General features: G+C 63.6%; 18 protein-coding genes. 11 read left to right on the top strand and 7 right to left on the bottom strand.

Annotated elements, in window-relative coordinates; translation table 11 throughout:
* Positions 1 to 14 precede the first annotated feature (14 nt).
* The 4 genes from P3G66_RS09460 (at position 15) to P3G66_RS09475 (ending at position 4613) form a co-directional block, all read left to right on the top strand.
* Positions 15 to 1424, top strand: a complete 1410-nt coding sequence (locus P3G66_RS09460) for a TerD family protein (RefSeq protein ID WP_054187881.1) — start codon at positions 15 to 17, stop codon at positions 1422 to 1424.
* Between the two features lie 158 nt (positions 1425 to 1582).
* Positions 1583 to 2476 carry an SGNH/GDSL hydrolase family protein gene (locus P3G66_RS09465; RefSeq protein WP_276116454.1) on the top strand — a complete coding sequence of 298 codons (894 nt, stop codon included), beginning with the start codon at positions 1583 to 1585 and terminating at the stop codon, positions 2474 to 2476.
* Between the two features lie 40 nt (positions 2477 to 2516).
* Positions 2517 to 4073, top strand: coding sequence for a TerD family protein (locus tag P3G66_RS09470; RefSeq protein ID WP_054781900.1), 1557 nt, complete (start codon positions 2517 to 2519; stop codon positions 4071 to 4073).
* Positions 4074 to 4157: 84 nt separating this feature from the next.
* On the top strand, positions 4158 to 4613 hold the full coding sequence (locus P3G66_RS09475; RefSeq protein WP_003941110.1) for a TerB family tellurite resistance protein: 456 nt from the start codon (positions 4158 to 4160) through the stop codon (positions 4611 to 4613).
* A 56-nt stretch (positions 4614 to 4669) separates the two neighbouring features.
* Here the strand turns inward: P3G66_RS09475 and P3G66_RS09480 are convergent, their stop codons facing one another.
* Positions 4670 to 5191: a 2-oxo-4-hydroxy-4-carboxy-5-ureidoimidazoline decarboxylase gene (locus tag P3G66_RS09480; protein WP_054781899.1), complete on the bottom strand. Its 522-nt coding sequence runs from the start codon at positions 5189 to 5191 to the stop codon at positions 4670 to 4672.
* Between the two features lie 476 nt (positions 5192 to 5667).
* Here P3G66_RS09480 and P3G66_RS09485 point away from each other — a divergent pair, with 476 nt between their 5' ends.
* Positions 5668 to 6153, top strand: coding sequence for a hypothetical protein (locus P3G66_RS09485; RefSeq protein WP_231782895.1), 486 nt, complete (start codon positions 5668 to 5670; stop codon positions 6151 to 6153).
* A gap of 941 nt (positions 6154 to 7094) precedes the next feature.
* Here P3G66_RS09485 and P3G66_RS09490 read toward each other — a convergent pair.
* From P3G66_RS09490 to P3G66_RS09510, 5 genes are all read right to left on the bottom strand, one after another.
* Positions 7095 to 8888, bottom strand: a complete 1794-nt coding sequence (locus tag P3G66_RS09490; RefSeq protein ID WP_276116455.1) for an alpha/beta fold hydrolase — start codon at positions 8886 to 8888, stop codon at positions 7095 to 7097.
* Positions 8885 to 9484, bottom strand: a complete 600-nt coding sequence (locus P3G66_RS09495; protein ID WP_039972767.1) for a TetR/AcrR family transcriptional regulator — start codon at positions 9482 to 9484, stop codon at positions 8885 to 8887. Before P3G66_RS09495 ends, P3G66_RS09490 begins: the two co-directional genes overlap by 4 nt.
* Positions 9485 to 9626: 142 nt before the next feature.
* Positions 9627 to 10049, bottom strand: coding sequence for a hypothetical protein (locus tag P3G66_RS09500; RefSeq protein WP_228232423.1), 423 nt, complete (start codon positions 10047 to 10049; stop codon positions 9627 to 9629).
* 434 nt (positions 10050 to 10483) lie between these two features.
* A complete protein-coding gene (locus P3G66_RS09505; RefSeq protein ID WP_276116456.1) occupies positions 10484 to 12463 on the bottom strand; it encodes an amino acid permease in 1980 nt (659 codons plus the stop codon).
* Between the two features lie 4 nt (positions 12464 to 12467).
* Positions 12468 to 13286, bottom strand: a complete 819-nt coding sequence (locus P3G66_RS09510; RefSeq protein WP_276116457.1) for a polysaccharide deacetylase family protein — start codon at positions 13284 to 13286, stop codon at positions 12468 to 12470.
* A gap of 122 nt (positions 13287 to 13408) precedes the next feature.
* Between P3G66_RS09510 and P3G66_RS09515 the strand changes: the two genes are divergently transcribed.
* The 3 genes from P3G66_RS09515 to P3G66_RS09525 all read left to right on the top strand — a co-directional run bounded on the left by P3G66_RS09515 (position 13409) and on the right by P3G66_RS09525 (position 16155).
* Positions 13409 to 14938 carry an LCP family protein gene (locus P3G66_RS09515; RefSeq protein ID WP_276116458.1) on the top strand — a complete coding sequence of 510 codons (1530 nt, stop codon included), beginning with the start codon at positions 13409 to 13411 and terminating at the stop codon, positions 14936 to 14938.
* Between the two features lie 133 nt (positions 14939 to 15071).
* Positions 15072 to 15278 (top strand): hypothetical protein, encoded by a 207-nt coding sequence (locus P3G66_RS09520; RefSeq protein WP_124568973.1) that lies wholly within the window; start codon positions 15072 to 15074, stop codon positions 15276 to 15278.
* 46 nt (positions 15279 to 15324) lie between these two features.
* The gene (locus P3G66_RS09525; protein WP_003941098.1) at positions 15325 to 16155 is read left to right on the top strand and encodes a crotonase/enoyl-CoA hydratase family protein; all 831 of its coding nucleotides are present in this window, start codon (positions 15325 to 15327) and stop codon (positions 16153 to 16155) included.
* A gap of 87 nt (positions 16156 to 16242) precedes the next feature.
* On the opposite strand, the gene P3G66_RS09530 is transcribed toward P3G66_RS09525, so the two are convergent.
* A complete protein-coding gene (locus P3G66_RS09530) occupies positions 16243 to 16734 on the bottom strand; it encodes an inorganic diphosphatase (RefSeq protein ID WP_003941181.1) in 492 nt (163 codons plus the stop codon).
* Between the two features lie 103 nt (positions 16735 to 16837).
* On the opposite strand from P3G66_RS09530, the gene dacB reads away from it, so the two are divergent.
* Genes dacB through tilS form a run of 3 tightly spaced genes read left to right on the top strand, consistent with a single transcriptional unit; the run spans position 16838 to position 20298 of the window.
* Positions 16838 to 18247, top strand: a complete 1410-nt coding sequence (dacB, locus tag P3G66_RS09535) for a D-alanyl-D-alanine carboxypeptidase/D-alanyl-D-alanine-endopeptidase (protein ID WP_064111396.1) — start codon at positions 16838 to 16840, stop codon at positions 18245 to 18247.
* Positions 18247 to 19320, top strand: a complete 1074-nt coding sequence (locus P3G66_RS09540; RefSeq protein ID WP_019746776.1) for a zinc-dependent metalloprotease — start codon at positions 18247 to 18249, stop codon at positions 19318 to 19320. The genes dacB and P3G66_RS09540 overlap by 1 nt, the downstream gene beginning before the upstream one ends.
* Positions 19321 to 20298 carry a tRNA lysidine(34) synthetase TilS gene (tilS, locus tag P3G66_RS09545; RefSeq protein ID WP_276116459.1) on the top strand — a complete coding sequence of 326 codons (978 nt, stop codon included), beginning with the start codon at positions 19321 to 19323 and terminating at the stop codon, positions 20296 to 20298.
* The last annotated feature ends 1 nt before the right edge of the window (position 20299 follow it).

Here is a 20299-nt window from a genome sequence, read left to right on the forward strand (position 1 = left end):
TGAAGGGGATTTAGTTGTCTGTATCGCTTGCCAAAGGGCAGAACGGCCCGCTGGACGTCTCGGATGTAGTTGTCTCGGTTCAGCTGGCTGCGGCCGCTGACCTGTCTGCACTCCTCGTGACGAGCAACGGAAAAGTTCGTTCCGACGCCGACTTCGTCTTCTTCAACCAGCCGACCGGACCCGGCGTGCAATTGGTACCCAACCCGGGTGGCATTGCCTCACTCCGAGTCTCACTCGCCGGCGTACCCGCCGATATCGAGCAGGTTCGCGCCGTCATCACGCTCGACGACGCTTCGTCGAACTTCGGGCGCACTGCTGCACCGACCGCTCGGGTCTCCGATGCGGCCGGGAACGTGTTGTACGAGTACGTGATCGACGGCCTCACCACCGAGTCCATCGTCATCGCGCTCGAGGTGTACCGACGCCAGGGTGCATGGAAGGTGCGCGCCGTCGGCCAGGGGTACGCGGGTGGATTTGCCGCGCTGGTCACCGATCATGGTGTGTCCGTCGACGATGCACCACCGCCGCCTCCCACTCCGGTCGCGGCTCCGGCGCCGATCACCCCGCCCTCGTCCGTCGCTCCTACACCGCCGGCGTACAACCAGCCGCCGCAGCAGCAGCCTTCGTACAACGCGCCGCCGGTTCCGCCGGCCCCGCCCGCGTACAACCAGCCGCCGGCCTACAACCAGGGACCGACGCCGCCGGCCTACCCGCCGGCGCAGCAGCCTGCCTACAACCAACAGCCTGCGTACAACCAGCAGCCGACGTACAACCAGGCGCCCCCGGCGCCTCCCGTGCAGAACCAGCCGCCGGCCCAGCAGCCCGAGGTGAGCCTGGTCAAGGGACGCCCCGTCAGCCTGACCAAGGGACAGAAGGTCACACTCCGCAAGGAGGGCGGCGTCGCGCTCACCATGATCCAGATGGGTCTGGGTTGGGATCCGATCAAGAAGAGCGGCCTGTTCGGAAGCCGTACCGCCGACGTCGACCTCGACGCTTCGGCACTCCTGTACGCCGACGGCAACCTCGTCGACGTCTGCTACTACGGTCAGTTGACGTCCAAGGACGGCTCGGTCCGTCACATGGGTGACAACCTGACCGGCGACGGAGACGGCGACGACGAGGTCATGCTCGTCGATCTGCAGCGGGTCCCGGCTCACGTGACCACCGTGATCTTCACCGTGACCTCGTACCGCGGACACACGTTCGAGCAGGTCTCCAACGCTTTCTGCCGTCTCGTGGACAGCACCACCAACTCCGAGCTCGCTCGATACACGCTCCAGGGCGGCATGGCTTTCACCGGAATGGTGATGGCAAAGGTGTACCGCGTGAACGGTGAATGGAAGCTGCAGGCCATCGGTGAAGGTATCCAGGCCAAGCACGCAGGAGAAGCTGCGCCGCAGCTGGGCCGTTTCCTCACTGCTTGAGTCGAGACTGCATAGTCGAGATGAATCCGGTTCGGCGGTAGGTGATTTCGATCGCCGTCCGTCGAACCGGACATCGTTTCCCCCTCTGTGCGTTAACCTCATGCGGCATGTCGAGCCGTCAGTCGAGCGGCCGTGCGCGAGAGGACTTGGCACAGTAGATGATCATTCGAGGGAAACTTCTCGGTCGGGCGGCGGCCGTCGCAGGCGTTGTGCTGGCGCTCGTGAGCACCGGGATCGCGCAGGCTTCGGTGCCGCAGTCGGAAACGCTGTCAGGTGTATCCGGCACCGGGATCAAGTACGTCGCCCTCGGTGACTCCCGCGCCTCCGGCCCAAGGCTGGAACCGATTTACCCCGACGCCTGTTCGCGTTCGTACGAGAACTTCGCGGGCAAGATCTCTCGGGCACTCGAGGTCGCGGAGTTCGCCGACGTCTCTTGCAGCGCGGCACGCGCCGAGAACATCATCGACACTCCACAGCTGATTCCGAACTACTGGCCTGTCCAACTCGATGCCGTTCACCCGGACACCGACCTGATCACCATCTCGATCGGCGGCAACGACTCCAACAGCATCTTCCTCGGCCCCCTGTGCGTCGCTCCGGGGCCAGGAACCGATCGTGGATGCCGGTACGACCCGCTCGCGAATTCCGTCGCCCAGTCCGGAATCGACCGGGCTGCCGGAGAATTGGATCGCATCCTGACCGCGGTCACGCAGCGCGCGCCGAACGCTCGCATCTACCTGATCGGTGAGGGCGGCATGATCTCCTCTCGCGGATGCTGGCCGAACATTCCGTTCTCAGACGCCGACGCATCCTGGTTCATGGACTACTTCGCTCGCTACAACACGAAGTTCGACGAGGTCGCCCACGCCCACGGTGTGCGCACTGTCGACATTGCGGCGGCGAGCATCGCCGGCGGGCACGACGCATGTGCGAGTGCAGATCAGCGTTGGTTCGAAGGCCTGTTCTCGGAGTCGACGGCGCAGCGCTTGCACTTCACGGACGCCGGGATGACCGCGGTCGCCGATCTAGTGGTGGCGGACCTGCAAGGCTGACCGAGAGAGCCCGGTCATGGCATAGTTCGCTGCTGTGGGTATGACTTTTGTTCCCGGACAGAACGCGCCGCTGCAGGCGCCCGTGGTGACGTTTCGAGCCGAGAGCCAGACGCCGTTCGACGTGTCGGCGCTGGTAGCGGACGCGAACCTGCGGGCATTGACGTCCGCGGACTTCGTGTTCTACAACCAACCATCCACCGCTGGAGTGCAACTCGACCAGAGCGGCATCCGGGTGGAACTCGATCGACTTCACCCCGATGCCGCGGCCGTGTTGTGCATCGTCAGCGTGGATCCGGCAGCGACGGCCGCGGGCGCCTTTCGCACGGCCGGGCTCTCCGCCACCCTGAGCGATCAATCCGGTTCGGTCCTGGCCGAATTCGCGATCCCCACCGCAGGTACCGAGACAGCGGTCATCTGCTGGGAGCTGTACCGAAAGTCCAGTGCCTGGAAGATTCGGGCCGTAGGGCAGGGCTATGCGGGTGGTCTGGCGGAACTGATCTCGGTGCACGGCGTCGAGGTGGACGACGAGCCGGCACAACCAGGCCCGACAGCTGCGCCCGCGTGGGACTCCGCCGTGGAGCCGTTGGAGGTGGGCCGCGGCCTCGAGCGTGCGTGGATGATCTTCGAGGACGCCTCGCGTTCTGCCGCTTCCTTCGTCTCCAGCAGCGAGTACGCGCTTGCCCGTTTGGACGAGGATCTGACCGCAGCCGTCGCAGATCCGTCGTTGCGGAACTCGGCAGCGGGAGTGGCGGCGCGCGATGCCGCACAGAAGCGTCACGACGACCTCGTCTCACTCGCGCGGGACAATCACGCCCGCGACAGCGCTCAGCTTGCGCACGAACTCGGCGTGATCGACGGCGTGCTCCCACGGTCGATGGCGTCGTGGAAGTCGGTATCCTGGGCGGGTACAACCGATCCGGCCCAGATCACAGCCGTCAGCGACGGAATGCGTCTGGGTGAGCTGTCGGCTCCGGACCGCGGCACGCTCACCGTTCCCTACTGCGTCCCGCTCCCACTGCGTCGGCCCATCTGGGTGGACAGTACGTCGAGCAAAGCAGCGCTCGGTCTGATCAGTGCCGTCACCGTGCGCGTCATGGCAGCAGGCCCGATGCCGCTACTCGACGTCGTCGACCTGACCGGCTCGCTCACGCCACTGACCGACCGACTGGCACCGATGCTCGCGGGGCCGGTCATCACCGCTCACACCGAGATCTCGGCGCGCTTGCGGGCACTGGCCGAGGCCGTCGACATGGGCGAACTCGCGCGAATGAGTGGTGTCGCAGATGGCCCGAGTTCCCTGCGCCTGTTGATCCTCAGCGATTTCCCGCACGGATATTCCGCCGAAGACGCACAGACCATCATGTTCCTCGCCGAACGCGGACCGGCAATCGGTTTGTCGATACTGATTGTCGGAGAGGACGAGTCGAACTTCGCGGAAGAATCCGTCGCCGCGCTGTCCGAGGGGTGCCAACATCTTTCGGCAGCAGGGCAGACGGAGGTTCACGATCCGTGGACCCGCACGCAATGGCACTTCACCCCGGACGTGCTCGACCCGATCTCCGAGTCGCGAATTCTGGCAGTGTTCGACCGCACCTAGCGGCCGATGGCGGATTGCCGAGCACACAGGCAGAGTGGTGGTACGACCACGCGCGGTGTGTGGCGGCAATACTCGAGGAGACTCATGGCATTCTGGGATCAGTTGAAGGCTAAGGCTCAGGAGATGAACGGCCAGCTCAAGACAAAGACCAGCCAGTTCCAGAACAAGGAATTCAAGAACGCGAGCATGGCAATGTGCGCGTTGATCGCCGCCGCAGACGGTTCGATCGATCCGTCGGAGCGTCAGAAGACCGCCGCGCTGATCATGAGCAACGAGTCGCTCGCGGTCTTCCCGCCGGACGAGCTTCGTGAGCAGTTCGACTGGTACTGCAGCAAGCTGTCCTCGGACTACGAGTTCGGCAAGGTCGAGGCAACCGCGACCATCGCCAAGCTCAAGTCGAAGCAGGATCAGGCCCGCGCGGTCATCCAGATCGGCATCATCATCGGCGGCGCGGACGGCAACTTCGACGAGCACGAGCGCGGCGTCGTACGCGACATGTGTTTTGCAGTCGGAATTTCTCCGGCCGAGTTCGATCTCTGATCGATTCAGGGCATGAAAGCGGGTGCGGCGCGAAAGCGCTGCACCCGCTTTTCTTTTCAGTACTCGGGATAGCCGTCCTCGGGTCCCAGCATCCGCTCGATCCTCGTCCGCGTGATCTTGGCGAGCTCGTCGACGCAGACCTTGCGCTCGACGGACCGTTCGTTGGACATGCGCTGGCCGATGTTCTCGAGCAGGTCGTCGGCGTCGTGGCCGTGCGAACACCACAGATACCGGAAGCCGAAGTTCCGCTCGTAGTCCTCGCCGGCGCGATAGATGGTTGCCATGACGGCGTCGTCCGGAACCCAGATCGAGCATTGCTCGAGGTGGGACGGCACGCTGTTCTTGCGCACGCCTACGGGTGGATGGCATTGCAGGGCGCGTTCGACGTCCTCGTCCGAGAGGTTGAGAATCGCGTCCTCGGCGCGCGAGAGGATCTCCGCGTGATCGGCGAACGGACGTCCGTCGCTGACCCACCCGGCCCACGTCAGCGAGCAGCAGCACTCGAACAATGCGTGAACCGCCTTCTGCCGCGGTAGTTCGTTGAAGCGCTCCAACCCGATCGATTGATGTAGCAGCATGTGACCTCCCGGCCCGTTGTGCTTTCAGGCGCGCTCGACATGCCGCGCGGTAACCAGATGCGCGACCATATCGATAATTCACTGCTTCACCTGGGAAAGGAAGGTTTGCTCCCCGAGTTTTCAGGTTCTTAACGCGGCGTAACGAGCTGACCGACACGGTCTCCACCCGACAAGGTTCGCTGACGAAGCCGACTCAACCGGGCGCCGATGACCACAGGAGATGGCGAGCAATCTGTCCCGAAAAGAGGCCAATCAACGTTGCGTCTGATGCAACTTCACGGAGATCGGTTGGCGATCCCGCCGTCTCCGAAAGGCGACCAGCGGCTTGACAGGGTCGGCTCTCGTTTGAGGCTCTCGGCGTCGGCCCCTGCAATGGGCCGGGAGTGTGTCTCGTTCGCTGGCAGTCGTGGAGGCTCCGCGCGAGTTCGCGGTTGGCTCGATTTTGTATCGGGCCGTAGATGTCATATCAAGAATCTATGAGGTCGAGGGTGGATACGGTGGGCGAGCGGAGGGGGATGTGGATCGTCGCCGCATTGTCGATACTTGCTCTGGCAGCACTCATCTGCGCGGTGGTGACGTTCAGCATTGCTGTGCAGTCGATCTCCGGTGGTATGGGTCCTGCTGTCGAAGCGAGGGTGCTGGACGTGGAGGACGGTGCCACGCTGGGCCGTTGTGTGCATCCGCGCACCTATACGGTGGGATGGGCGCAGGACGAGGTGGACCACATCGAATCGTTCGTCGAGTGCTCCAGCGCGCACGAATACGCTGTGGGGCAGACGGTCAGGTTGTGGCGGGGTTCGAGTGGTCACTTGGTCGGATCGAGTCCGACGCTGATCGTGGCTTTGAGCAGTTCGCTGTCATTGGTGACGGGAGCGTTGGCGGTTTTCTCCGGGCGGAAGGCAGTTCGGGCGTGGCCGGCTCGACGGAAGGGGCGTAGTGATGTGGGGACGTTGAACATGTGAGTCCGAATGGCGGTGGCAGGGAAACCGGAATTTCACGTAACCGTCCTCGCGGCTACGCCATTCGAACGCAAGTAGCTCGGCGATTCTTTTTGTGGGGCGACGCAAGCGCTCGCGGCCTCGGAAGTAGCTCGTAGACGTCACGATCTTCCACGGTTTATCTGCGCCGTTGGTGTGTGAACGGCGAACTCTCCATGAGGTGCCGTGACTCACTCAGAGGTTTTCGTCCTGGACGACGGGTATTGATTGTTCGATGTAGTCGGCGTCGGGTGTCGCGTCGACGGCTGCGGGTACGCGGTCGTTTTCCATGGCGGTGGTCCTTACTGTGCGGTGTGTCCTTCTGGCTGTGCGGATTTCACTGTTGTTTGCGCGTTGTCGCGGCGTAGTGCTGCGGTGCTGTCCTCGAGTTCGAGGACCCGCCTGATGCCGACGAGGTTGATGCCGTCGGCGATGGGGTATTGCTCACCAGGCTCGCGGCGGGCACCCTCGAAGCAGCAGCGCCGGCCCCGCCGATCATGTTGCCTCGCTACTCGTATCGGGTTCCGGTGATGCGGCCTCGAGCCACTCAACGCTCCCCTCCGTTGCAATTGAAGTGAAGGAACACTGCGCGATTCGAATACTGCACGGCCCGTCGACCTCCCCGGTTGTCACTGATCCGGAGCAACAACGCATTCGAGGAGGCTTCAGATGATTGCTGGGGTGGGATTCGGTGGCTTCCATTGCCGTGGGAATGGCGGATAGCGCTCTCCTAGGTGACTCCATGCGAGCTCCAGCGGAACGCAGTTTTACTGACGCCCTGGTGAACACTTCGGCAGCCATGAAGCTCTTACGTCGACTGCTCAAAGGACTGGAGTTGTGCTGAGTGTGATGGTCACCGACAGACTGGCCAGCTACAGATTGGATGCCCGTATCTCTGTCAGCTGCTGAAACCGCAGGCGTCTATGTCACGCGAGCGATCCCTCGAGCAGATCGACGAGAGCATCGGTATGGGTTAGTTGCGGATGGTGCCCGGCACCCGGCAGCGAGATCAGTTTGATGTTCGGAAGTGACTCGAGCTGCGCAACCGCGGCCGGGTCGATTGGGTCTTTGCTTCCTGTGATGATGCGGACCGGGCCACTGAATCGCCTAAGCGCTTCGTGGAGTTCAGCACGCCACCGCTTCGATCCCGCACGGGCGAGATGCTCGGCCACGCTCTTGGAACTGCTTCGCTCGAGGTCACTGAGACTGGAAACGAGAGAATCCGCGCTCGCTTCTGATCCGGTCAGTTTGCGTGAGAGCCGTGCCGGGTCTGCGTGTCGCAAGTAGGCGCGTACGAGCGGCTTCAGTCTGGCCGAGGAACCCATCGGGGCCTGGAGGAAGAACGGTGCGATCAACGTGAGGGACTTCACCTGCGCCGGGAACCGGTCAGCCGCAACTACTGCAGCAGCCGCACCGATGGAGTGGCCGACGAGGTCAGCAGGTTCACCAGCTACTACCGCCGGCAGCCACTCATCCCAGTCCTGAACGCCGGCCCCGCTACTGAGGCCGAGGCCGGGCAAGTCGACGACCCGGCCCTCGATGCCGGCAGCTACCTCTGCCCACGTGTCCGCGTTCACGGGCATGCCGGGAAGAATCACCCGACTCGATCCTCGTACGCCGAGCTCAAATGTCCTCAGGCCGCCGACGTCGACGAATCGACGGTCGGCGGACATGACGGCACCAAACCGATGCGCTGCCAGGTAGTCGGCCCACCGTTCGAGGGACACCAGCACGTCGGGCATCAGGATCCCGTGTCTGTCGGCGAACTCGACGGCGGACTCTGTCGGATAGCGGTCGGCGGACATGAAGGTGAGGGTCTCGGGATCGGCCTTGGTGATCTGCTGCGGGAGCCGCTTGATGACGCCGATCGGAATCCTGACCCGCGGGACCTTCGCACCGAGATGCCGACCGACGTGTGTGAGCAGGTCCGCTAGCGGTGGGGTGTCGTCGTGGAGAACCCAGTAGGCCATGCCCTCAGCAGCGGGATCGACCGCAGCTGCCGTCATGAAGGCCGCCAGATAGTCGACCGTGACGATCGGGAGAAACGTCGATTCGTTTCCAGGCAACGCTGCTGCGGTGCCGTTCCAAATCTGCTCGACTGTGCTGGCCAGCCCGATGTGCTGGTCGGATTCCCCGGTGGCGCTGTCGCCGATCACGCTGGACGGATTGACAATGGTCCAGGGAACTCCGTGCTTGAGGGCTCGGGCCTGGAAGATTGCGTCGGATTCCACTTTTGACGCTTCGTAGGCGCCAAGGTCCTTGTAAACCGCGGTGCGGTGATCGTCGGGCCATGGAACCGTTGTGGGGTCTTGTCCGCCGACGCGGTAGCCCGACACGTGGATCACGCGCTGCAGGTTGGGGAGGTCCTTGGCGAAGTCGATCAGCTTCTCGACGATGCCGACGTTCGCGCTGCGTGCCTCCTGGGCGGTCATTCCGAATCGGTAGGACCCGGCGCAGTTGTGGATCTCTGTGATGAAAGGGAACGCCGATGGGCCACCCGCGACGATTTCAGGAGCGTCGAAGTCGACGATCGTCGTGCTGATGCTCCGCGTCAGGCCATGCTCTCTGACCCATCGCTCGACACGGGCCCCGGACTCGGCGGTCCGAACTGCCGCCGTGACGTTCGTACCAGCCTCGGCGAGGGTCAGGACGAGGTGCCGACCGACCAGACCTGAGGCCCCGAAGACCAGGGCGTGACGGGAGACGTCGCGTGGAGTCATCGCGTTCCGCCAACGGTCTGGCAGCGCTGGTTGATGAGCTCCGCAACGATGTCAGCGGCCGAAATCAGGGGTTGCGTGTTTTGCGTAGCGCGAGAGACGATGACCGCCCCCTCGATCGTCGACACAACAACGGTCGCCAGGGATCGGGCCTCGTCGGGGACAACGCCGCTGGCCTCGAGAAACGCGGTTGTCAGGGCGATCCACGACTCAAAGGCAGCGGCGCACGCCTGCCGCAGACGCTCGTTCTCCGCGCCCATCTCCAGGGTGACGACAGAGACCGGGCAACCCCGCCGGAAGTTGCTCTCGCTGACGATGGTCGTCAGGGCCTCGATCGCGGCGCGTGCTGCCTCGGCCGCATCGACCCGGGAAATCGCGGCCTCTGCAATCAGCGTCCCGAATGCCTTCGTGGCGAGCTCAATCGCTGCGACGCCCAGGCCTTCCTTCCCGTCGGGGAAGTGGAAGTAGATCGACCCTTTCGGAGCTGCGGCGTGTTCGATCACGGCGTTCAGGCCCGTGCCGCTGTAGCCGCTGGTCTGGATGAGCTCGAGCATGGATTCTGCGAGCCGTGCCCTTGTCAGGTCTCCTTTGGATGCCATGAGCCAACAATAGACCGGTCTACATATTATTTTCAACCGAGAGAATGCGTCTACCAACCAGTCTCGTCGTGATCGACATGCGTGTGACCGCCGACGCCATCATCGGAGTGCCGGCGACCTAGGATCCGGCCAAGGCTTCGGGTCAGGTCCGCTTGCGGGTCGCGATCTCGTCGGAGAGCTGCTGAACGTGGGCGGCGTCCGCGTCCCGGGCAAGGGCGACGTAGTGGTCCATGACGGCCGGCCGGTAGCGCACGGGCAACGTCTGTCCTGGGGCGAGTCGTGTCAGCTCGGTGATCGTGAGGTCTTCGTCTGCGATACCGCGGAACAAGATGCCGTCGGAGGTCTCCACGTCGAACATCAGGACCACGCGTGGATTGCTGTTGACCTCCCGCCAGTCGACGAGAACGCCGAGCGCAAGCACCCCCGTCCGCAGTTCCGCATTGCGCTTGCGTGCATCACTGCTCATGAGCGGGTTCGGGGCGACGCCCGGAAAGTCGGGTCCGACGCCGAGTGATTCCCGACTCAGGTCAGGCCTGAGCTTCGACATCACATCGTCGAGCGTCATCTTTGAATCGTTGCGCTTCTTTTTCCAACCGAACATCCTGACCCCTCCATCACAGCGGCGCCGGAATCTCGGCCTGGAGCTTCGCTCTGATCGCGATTGTATGTCGCGGTCATTCTCGATCTCCGTCGCATCGTCCCGTCCACCTGCGGGTCGAAAGGCCTTTCAATCTGCACTCGCGCGTGCGGACAGACTTTTCGCTCACCAGTTGCACGCCAGTCCCTCTTGCCGGTGCAATTTCCGTTGTCAGAAGGCGAAATCCATGAAGGGGACCGAGATTGGCCCCCAGACACGAATGGAAGGTCGCCATGACGAACGACGCCCCTCACCATCGCGCCCGCATTGGTCGCCCGCCACCTCGGCCACCACAGCCCTGGATGCAGCGATGTTCGACAGCAATCGCGAGCGGGCTTGTGAGCGGTTAGTGGGAGTGGGCGTCAACCGACGTGGACGTGTGGCCGGCGGGACTGGTCGGGTTCGGCGCGGCGGAGGACCTCACGGGTCACGGGAGCTGTTTCGCCTTCACCGATGAACAGGAAGCGGAGCAGGTACATGAGCGGGTTTCCCTCCGTCCACTCGAAGTAGACGTCGGGAATCACGCCGGTGATGTCTCTCGTCCGCAGGAGAACCGCCGCAATGGTGTTGGGGACGGCAGGGCTGTCGACCCAGAGGATCCGGTGCTCACCGCGCTGGCGTCCGTGGACGAGGAGGTCGGTGCTGAATTCGGAGGAGTCCGTGACGTTGACCTCGATGAAGATGATCGACTCCGCCTCCGGGATGTTGCTTTCGGCGCGCTGCTGCGATTCCTTCTGCCGATACTCGTCCTCGTCGAGACGGTCGACGTCGTGCGCCACCATCGCGAGGTAACCCTTCTCGGCTGCCTCGGCGATGAATTGCAGCGCGGTCTCGTCGAATTCGACGGAGGTTGCCCGTAGTTCGAAGGCTCGCGAGATCCGGGAAAGGAAGGACACCACCATGATCGCGGCGATGAAGAACGACGCCACTTTCACACCGTCTGGACGTTCGAAGATGTTCGCGATCGTCGTGTAGACGAACAAAACTGCGACAAAACTGAACCCCACGAACAGTTTTCGCTGACCGTGCTTACGAGCGGACAGTGCAACGGCGACGGTCGCCGACGAGATGAGCACGAGGACACCGGTTGCGTACGCGGAACTCTGAGCGTCGACACCGGCGTCGAAGTAGATCGTGACAGTGATGGCGATGACGCTGAACACGAGGACCAGCGGACGCACGGCGCGGGCCCACGACGGCGCCATGCCGTAGCGGGGGAGATACCTCGGAACAAGATTGAGCAACCCTGCCATTGCCGATGCACCGGCAAACCAGAGGATCAGAATCGTGCTGAGATCGTAGACGGTTCCGAAGATCTCACCCAGATAGTCGTGGGCGAGAAAGGCAAGCGCGCGACCGTTGGCAGCGCCTCCGGGTTGGAACTCGTTTTCTGGGATCAGGATGGTGGTGACCAGGCTCGACGTCAGCAGGAATCCGCTCATGATCAGCGCCGCCGTGGTGAGCAGGCGCCGCGCACCTTTGATGCGGCCACGTGGATTCTGTTCGGTGTCGTGCGGATCGCCCTTGATCTGCGGCATGACCGCGACGCCGGTTTCGAAGCCGGACAGACCGAGAGCCAACTTCGGGAAGACGATCAGCGCGATCAGGATCATCATCGCCGGGTTTCCGTGCTCGGTGGTCATGGCGCGCGTCCAGTCGGTGACCAACGACGGCGCGGTCGCGATGTGCCACAGACCTACGGAGATGACCACCACGTTCAAGGCGAGATAGACGGCGACCAATCCGACCGCGATACCGATCGCTTCGGTGAATCCGCGGAGGAAGACCGCAGCGAGGAGCGCGAGCAGAACCAGGGTGACGGCGACTGTGTGTCCGGAGAGAAATGTTGGTGCAAAAGGATTCTCGACGAGGTGCGCCGTGGCGTCGGCAGCCGAGAGTGTCATGGTGATGAGGAAATCGGTGGCCGCGAAGCCGAGAAGCACGAGAACGAAGATCTTGCCGCGCCACTTGGGCAGCAGCTTCTCGAGCATGGCGATCGAACCTTCGCCGTGCGGACTCTCGCGAGCCACTCGCCGGTAGACCGGCAGCGCACCGAACAGCGTCAGCAGGATCAGTACGACTGTCGCGATCGGAGCCAACGTGCCGGCCGCCAGTGCCGCGATACCGGGTTGGTAACCGAGAGTGGAGAAGTAATCGACACCCGTCAGGCACATCACCTTCCACCACGGGTGGCGCTTCTCCTTCTTCGGCGCCATGCGGTGTGGCCCAAGATGTCCGGCGGGCTCCTCGGTGATGTCCGCGAGCAGCCAGGCCTCGGTGCGTTGTTTCACCGACGGAGCCGTGTTGTCGGCCGGGACCTCGTCTTCGGCGGCGGTCACCACGGCGTCACGGCCTCAGATACACATCGTTGAGCGTGACAGTCCGCAGGTTTCGGCTCCGGATGATGTCCACCAATTGCGGATACACGTGGGTCACGGGCACATAGTTGAGGTGCCCGATCACTATCGCCCCCGGATTGAAGTACTGGTTCGCCATCTGGAGGATGTACTCCTCGGTGATCAACGAAGAATCCGACAGTGATCCGTACCAGAGGGTGGGCACGGTGTATCCGACGCTCGCTGCCACGGAATCGACTGTTGCGTTGTGCCTTCCGTACGGCGGTCGAAAGTACGGCGCGGCATCCACGCCGTAAGTGTTGCGCAGGAACGTGCCGTTCTTCGTCAACTCCTCGGCGATCTGCTGCTTCGACACGGACGTCAGATCCGGGTGCGAGAAGGTGTGATTGCCGAGCTGAATTTGTCCGCTCTCGACCAGCGGCCTCAGAAGTCCGGCATTTTCGGTCCACGAGTTGTATTGCCCGTTCGCGAAGTACGTCAAACGGATGCCGGTGTCTTTTGCGAACTGTGTGTAGAGACGCACGACTTCGGAACTGGCCCCGTCGTCAACCGTCAGGGCGAGCAGATCTCCACCACCGGGCAGTGCGGTCAGCGATCCGCCGGCGGGCAGCGGCACCCGGGCAGACGGCGGTGGAGGCGGCAACAACGCAGGCGGGAGATCCGCGCCGGGCACGGCATCTGCTGGTTCGTCGGCTGCGGCGACAGCAGTGCCGACCGAACGTGACGAACAAGCGGTTCCCATGGTCACCGCGGCGGTTCCGGTCAGAGTTGCTGCTGCGAGGGCACTGAGGAAGCGTCGGCGGTCCACAGGGCGGAGCCTAGAGCAGATTTGCCCAATTCGGACTTCATTCTCAGCGTTTTTTCAGCGAATGACCAGCCGTCTCCGGTATCGACAGGTTTTACTCAGGAACGGTGGATAGCGTGTCGGCCGTGGAACCGCGACCTCGACACTCGGCAACCAGGCACAGACGTAGGCGTCCACCGCAGCGGTCGACGCTCTCGGTGGGGCGCAAGCTGGCGGCCGCCTCCTTGTCGACGACGATTCTGGTCGGCGTCGGAATCGGGTGGTACGTGCAGTCGGATCTGACGTCGGGGCTGTACCGATCGGACGCGCTCTCCGCCCTCGGTGACGACGCCGGCAGTTCGCTCGACGGGGATACCAACATCTTGTTGATCGGGCTCGACAGTCGTAAAGCGATGGACGGCAGCGACCTGCCGGCTGAGTTCGTCACCGACAAGCTGCATGCGGGGGACAGTGATGTGGGTGGATACAACACGAACACGCTTATCCTGCTCCATGTTCCGGGCGATGGCGGCAAGGCCAGTGCAGTGGCGATCCCACGCGACGACTACGTCGCGGTACCCGGCTACGGAATGGCCAAGATCAAGGAAGCGTACGGAATGGCGAAGGCTGATGCGGACGCCAAACTCATAGCGGACGGTGTGACGGATCCTGCTGCACGAGAGCAACAAGCGCGTGAAGTCGGAAGACGGTCGACACTGACCACCGTGCAGAATCTGCTCAAGGTTCCGATCGATCACTTTGCCGAAGTGAACCTGATGGGCTTCTACGACGTCGTCTCGGCTATCGGCCCCGTTCAGGTGTGCCTCAACAATCCGGTGCAGGATGACTTCTCGGGCGCCAACTTCCCGGCCGGAGTTCAGACTCTCGATCCGTCACAGGCACTTTCGTTTGTCCGTCAACGCCACGGCCTGGACAACGGGGACTTGGATCGCACCCACCGGCAGCAGGCTTTCATCAGCGCGGTGATCGCCAACTTGAAGGGCTCCGGCGTCATCGGAAACATTCCGAAGATGACGGCACTGGCCGACGTGGTGAAGAAGGACGTGGTGATCGATTCTGCCATGGATCCCGTCCGATTCGCTTCTCAGGCAAGCGCTCTCGCAGGTGGGAACATCGACTTCTACACCCTGCCCATCGAGGGATACGAGACCGTCGACGGCCAGGACGTCAACATGGTCGATCCGGCGCGTCTGCGTAGTGAAGTGTCGCGGATCTTCGCGGGAGGTGACTCGGCATCTGCACCTGCGATGGACACTGCTGTCTCGACCGGGAACGAAGTTGTGGACATCCGCAACGGAACCGCGACGGACGGGTTGGGCGCCGCGTTGGCAGCGGCGACGAAAGCGTCGGGAGTCGAAGTCGGAGAGGTGAGCACCGCAGCTGCGACGGCAAAGTCGGTGGTCAGCTATGGAGTCGGCGCCAAAGCCGTCGCAGAGGCGCTGGCCGAGCAGTTGGGCGTGGCCGCAGTGCCTAACGAGCAGGCAGCGGCCGAATCAGTGTCTGTACTCATCGGTGAGGACAATGCGCAGACCGTGTTCTCGGCCGCTCCGGCGCAGTCGGACTCGTCGGTATCCGCCGGCACCGTTCCCGATACGGGAGCGCAGGGATCACCCATCCGGGCCGACGCGAATGGCGGCATTCCCTGTGTGGACTGACTCTCAGGTAATTCGCACCAAACTCACGCTGACTTCTTCGATCTGCGGGTCTACATTGGAGAAGTCGAACTCAGTCGGGTACTTCACCTTTGGGGTACCTGACTGAGATTGCGTAGTTGAAAGGATCACCGACATGGCTACAACAGCAGCGGTACAGAATCCGACACGCTCACGTGCCAGGACCATGTCCTTGTCCGAGTACGTGGCCGAGCATCCGGCGCAGCGCGTTTTCCCACCGACCAGTGAGCGGGCGGCCAGGATGGCGATGCTCATCATGTTCGCCCTGATGGCCGTCACCCTCGTCGTACTGGTACTTGACGAGGCAGGAATTTTCGGATGAAGGCAGCGGTCTTCGGCTGAGCCGGACCTTTAGTTACTCTTGAGTAATGACTGAACAGAAGAGCTGGAATGCGTTCACCGTCGAGCGCGAAGACAACATCGCCCAGGTGACGCTGATCGGGCCGAGCAAGGGCAACGCGATGGGGCCGGATTTCTGGAGTGAACTCCCCGAAATCTTCGCCGACCTCGACGCCGACCCCGAGGTGCGTGCAATCGTCATCGCCGGTTCCGGCAAGCACTTCTCGTTCGGACTGGACCTGCCGGCGATGAGCGGTGAATTCGGTGCCGTCCTCGCGGACAAGGCTCAGGCAGGCCCGCGCACCAAGTTCCACGACATGATCAAGCGCATGCAGTCGGGCATCAATGCCGTCGCAGACTGCCGCAAGCCCGTCGTTGCAGCTGTTCAGGGCTGGTGCATCGGCGGCGGCGTCGACCTCATCACGGCGGCGGACATCCGCTACGCAAGTGCCGATGCCAAGTTCAGCATCCGAGAGGTCAAGGTCGCGATCGTCGCAGACATGGGCAGTCTCGCACGTCTGCCCGCGATCATCGGCGACGGACACCTGCGTGAGTTGGCTCTGACCGGCAAGGACATCGACGCAGCGCGCGCCGAGAAGATCGGTCTCGTCAACGACGTGTTCGACGATGCCGACGCAGTGCTGGCCGCGGCGCGCGCGACCGCCAAGGAGATTGCGCTCAACCCGCCGCTCGTCGTCCACGGGATCAAGGACGTGCTCGATCACACCCGCAGTGCGAGCGTGAACGACAGCCTTCGCTACGTCGCAGCCTGGAACGCGGCGTTCCTGCCTTCGCAGGATCTGACCGAGGCCATCACCGCCGTCTTCCAGAAGCGCCCGCCGGTCTTCCAGGGTGAGTAGAAACTGCAAGGGCGAGTAAAAACAGCACAAAAATCCCCGCACATCTTCCGATGTGCGGGGATTTTCGTAAGGCCTGAGAACTCGAGCTCAGTGACCGCCGTTGGCGGCGAGACGCTTGATCGAAGCCTCGATCTCGGCCTCTGCCTCGGCGCGGCCGACCCAGTTGGCAGCCTCGACGTGCTTGTTCGGCTCGAGGTCCTTGTAGTGGACGAAGAAGTGCTTGATCGCATCGAGCTCGAACTGTGAGATGTCACCCAGATCCTGGATGTGATCCCAGCGGGGGTCGCCGGCCGGAACGCAGAGGACCTTGTCGTCTCCGCCGGCCTCGTCGACCATCTTGAACATCGCGACTGCGCGAGCCTCGACGATGACGCCGGGGAAGACCGACTCGGGGAGCAGGACCATGGCGTCGAGCGGATCGCCGTCCTCACCCAGGGTGTTTTCGATGAAGCCGTAGTCGGCCGGGTAGCCGAAAGCTGTGTAGAGGTAGCGATCGAGTTTGACGCGACCGGTTACGTGGTCGACCTCGTACTTGTTGCGCTGACCCTTGGGGATCTCGATGGTGACGTCGAACTCCACGCCGATTCCTCGCTGTCGTGTCGGTAATGATTCGTCGGAAGGATATCGGGTCAAGGATAAGGTTGCCTGACCACCCAGTAGGCAGAGCACAGACGGAGGGGCGTTGGCGGGCCAAGGAAAGAAGAAGATCGGCTCGTTGGAAGAGAGTCGACGGCGTAACTTCCGCATCCTTCTGGCGGTCGGTGCAGTGGTTGTACTGGCCGTCGCCGGAGTTGTCGTCGTGAAACTCGGTACGTCGAACGACACCGCGGGCAGCGCGACCGTGACTACGTCGCCGCAGCCTGCGCTCGTGACGCCGTCACCCCAGGTGGTGCCCGTCCCGACGGACGCACCGATCCCGAGCGCGTCGGGAATCGCAGCGGCGATCGGCCCGGCCGTGGCCAACCCGGATCTGGGGAAGTTCACCGGAGTAGTCGCTGATGCGCTCACCGGAAACATTCTCTGGAGCACGGACCCGTCGACGCCGATGACGCCCGCGTCCACGACGAAGGTGCTGACCGCATCGGCGGCACTGCTGAAGTTGCCGCTCGACCACCGGCTGTCCACGACGGTGGTGCCCGGAACGAGCCCCGGGCAGGTCGTTCTGGTCGGCGGCGGTGACCCGACGCTGACGGCGACGCCGAAGGGGCAGAGCGGGTACTACGCCAACGCAGCGCACATCGCGGATCTCGTCGACCAGATCAACGCTGCCGGTACGCCGGTGAACAGCGTCGTGGTGGACTCGAGCTTGTTCAAGGGCGACAACATGGCCTCCGGCTGGTTCCCCGCGGACATCGCGGCCGGTTACATCACCCCGATCGAATCGGTGATGATCGAAGGTGGTCGGTACGACGGCACTCAAGACGAGTCGCCGCGTTCGGAAACTCCCGCGTTGGACGCGGGCAAGGTGCTCGCTCAGGCGCTCGGTGTCGATCCCGCCAACGTGAGTCTCGGCGCGGCGCCTGCCGGTGCCAAGCCGATCGCCACCGTGCAGTCGGCGCCGCTGAGCGACCGGCTGCTGCAGATGATGGAACATTCCGACAACGTGCTCGCCGAGACCATCGGGCGTGAGGTCGCGATTGCCTCCGGAATCGAAGCCTCGTTCACCGGAGCCGTCGACGCGACCGGAAAGACCCTGCAGGCGGCCGGGTTCGACTACACCGGTGTATCGCTGCACGATTCCAGCGGACTGTCCGTCGACGATCTCATTCCCGCTCAGGTACTCGATCGCGTCATGACGGCTGCGGCCGGTGACGGTGATCCGAAACTGCGCCCCCTGCTGGACTACCTTCCGGTGGCCGGCGGAACAGGAAGTTTGTCCGACCGCTACGCGTCCGGAAACCGAACCGGTGCGGGTTGGGTGCGGGCCAAGACGGGAACTCTCTCGACGGCCAGCGCGTTGTCAGGGTTCGTGGTCGATCAGAACGGGCGAGTGCTCACCTTCGCACTGATGTCCAATGACCGGCCGCCAGAAGTGAGCCGTCCTGCCCTGGACGCGATTGCCGGAGCATTGAGGAATTGCGGGTGCCAATAGTGGCCGAAAAGACTCCACAAGATGATGAAGCCTCGGCTCCGCTCGGTGGTGCCGTCGACTGGAGTCTTGCCGCCAAAGCCGGGATAAAACTGGCGCGCGGCGGCCCCGCGATGTCTCGCTACACGGCCGAGACGGCAACCGCAGAACTCGCCGAAGCGTCCAAGCGCGCAGAACTGCCGGTTCGTGAAGTGACCGGGCTGGCCGACGGTCTACCGGTCCCGGCTGCTGACGTGCTTGACCGGGCCGGGTGGATCACGGCGGCCTCGCGGTCGATGGCACATCTCACCGGCGCCGACCCTGACGGCAGTGGCAATCTCATCGTCGGAAAGCCGGCGGGCCTGCAGGCCGGTGCAATGCTGGCGTACCTGTCTTCGGCGATCCTCGGGCAGTACGACCCGTTCACCGGCGAGCACGGCACCCTGCTTCTGGTCACACCGAACATCGTCTCCGTCGAACGGTCCCTTCGGCTGAACCCGAGTGACTTCCGGTTGTGGGTCTGCCTGCACGAGGTCACGCACCGGGTTCAGTTCTCGTCCTCGCCGTGGCTAGCGGAGTACATGAAGGAATCCGTCGAAACGCTTGGTGCGACGGTGGACGAGTCGATGACCGACGTTGTCGGGCGCCTTGCTGCAGAGCTGCGCTCGCGGAAGGAACCCGACTCCAGTGACGGTGCGACGGCGGGCGGCATCATCGGCCTGCTGCGCGCCTCGCAGGCGGAACCTCAGCGTGACGCGCTGGATCGGATGCTTGTACTCGGCACCCTCCTCGAAGGGCATGCAGACCACGTGATGGACGCCGTCGGCCCCGCCGTGGTGCCGTCGGTGGCAACGATCCGCGCGGCCTTCGACAAGCGGCGGCAGCGCAAGTCCAACCCCGTGCAGCGAATCATCAAGATGCTGCTCGGCATGGACGCCAAGATGGCGCAGTACGTACGCGGCAAGGCCTTCGTCGACGCGGTGGTTCTCAAGGTCGGCATGGAGCAGTTCAACACCATCTGGACCGGGCCCGAGACCTTGCCGTTGCTCGACGAGATCGACAATCCCGACGCGTGGGTAAAGCGCGTTCTCGGCTAGATGCTGCTGCCTGAGACGCCTGCCCTCCTGGCACTGCGACAGGCCGTGCGGGCGTGGACGCTCGCATTCGAGCCACGACGCCGTGTGGTCGTCGCCCTGTCCGGGGGCGCCGATTCATTGGCGTTGACCGCAGCAGCGGTGGCGGAAGCCGATTCGGTCGACGCGTTGATCGTGGACCATCGGCTGCAGCCTGGTTCGGATGCCGTCGCACGCTCTGCCGCGGATCAGGCGCTGGCGCTGGGTTGCCGGACCGCGACGGTGCTGACCGTCGACGTAGCCGAAGGTGGGAGTCTCGAAGCCGCCGCGCGTGAGGCTCGGTACAGCGCTCTGCGCGACGCCAGGACTGACCTCCCGGTTCTGCTCGGACACACGCTCGACGATCAAGCAGAGACCGTCCTTCTCGGGCTGTCCCGAGGGTCCGGTGGGCGATCGATTCAGGGTATGGCTGCAATCGACGCCCCCTGGGGACGGCCGCTACTCGGCATCCGTCGATCGGTGACCAGGGCGGCCTGCGTCGACCTGGGCATCACGCCGTGGGAGGACCCCCACAACAACAATCCCGAGTTCACTCGCGTGCGTCTGCGGCACGAGGCGTTGCCGCTGCTCGAAGAAATTCTCGGCGGGGGAGTTCCCGAAGCGTTGGCCCGAACCGCGACGCAGTTGCGTGAGGACGGCGAGGCGCTCGACAAGTACGCCGAGGCCCTACTCCTACGTGTTGTCGTCGACGGGGAAGTGGAAGTGGACACACTTGCCGAAGCGCCCACCGCAATCCGTCGACGTGCTCTGCGGGCCTGGCTGCTGCAGGGCGCCGCAAAAGCATTGACGGACAAACAGTTACGGGCGGTCGACGCCCTGGTGACCGACTGGCGGGGGCAAGGCGGCGTCGCGATCGGGGGCGGAACACCGGAGGCGAGGTTGGTGGCGGCCCGGCGACGTGGCAGGCTGATCCTCGGATTCGAAGACCGACGAAGGGTTTGAC

This window comes from Rhodococcus sp. C3V (assembly GCF_029269915.1).
Taxonomy (GTDB): domain Bacteria; phylum Actinomycetota; class Actinomycetes; order Mycobacteriales; family Mycobacteriaceae; genus Rhodococcus_F; species Rhodococcus_F qingshengii.

What these genes read in the sequence shown, in the direction of transcription:
- P3G66_RS09465 (WP_276116454.1), top strand. Translation starts at nt 1,583, where the DNA reads ATGATCATTCGAGGGAAACTTCTCGGTCGGGCGGCGGCCGTCGCAGGC.
- P3G66_RS09470 (WP_054781900.1), top strand. Translation starts at nt 2,517, where the DNA reads ATGACTTTTGTTCCCGGACAGAACGCGCCGCTGCAGGCGCCCGTGGTG.
- P3G66_RS09475 (WP_003941110.1), top strand. Translation starts at nt 4,158, where the DNA reads ATGGCATTCTGGGATCAGTTGAAGGCTAAGGCTCAGGAGATGAACGGC.
- P3G66_RS09480 (WP_054781899.1), bottom strand. Translation starts at nt 5,191, where the DNA reads ATGCTGCTACATCAATCGATCGGGTTGGAGCGCTTCAACGAACTACCG.
- P3G66_RS09485 (WP_231782895.1), top strand. Translation starts at nt 5,668, where the DNA reads ATGAGGTCGAGGGTGGATACGGTGGGCGAGCGGAGGGGGATGTGGATC.
- P3G66_RS09490 (WP_276116455.1), bottom strand. Translation starts at nt 8,888, where the DNA reads ATGACTCCACGCGACGTCTCCCGTCACGCCCTGGTCTTCGGGGCCTCA.
- P3G66_RS09495 (WP_039972767.1), bottom strand. Translation starts at nt 9,484, where the DNA reads ATGGCATCCAAAGGAGACCTGACAAGGGCACGGCTCGCAGAATCCATG.
- P3G66_RS09500 (WP_228232423.1), bottom strand. Translation starts at nt 10,049, where the DNA reads ATGACGCTCGACGATGTGATGTCGAAGCTCAGGCCTGACCTGAGTCGG.
- P3G66_RS09520 (WP_124568973.1), top strand. Translation starts at nt 15,072, where the DNA reads ATGGCTACAACAGCAGCGGTACAGAATCCGACACGCTCACGTGCCAGG.
- P3G66_RS09525 (WP_003941098.1), top strand. Translation starts at nt 15,325, where the DNA reads ATGACTGAACAGAAGAGCTGGAATGCGTTCACCGTCGAGCGCGAAGAC.
- tilS (WP_276116459.1), top strand. Translation starts at nt 19,321, where the DNA reads ATGCTGCTGCCTGAGACGCCTGCCCTCCTGGCACTGCGACAGGCCGTG.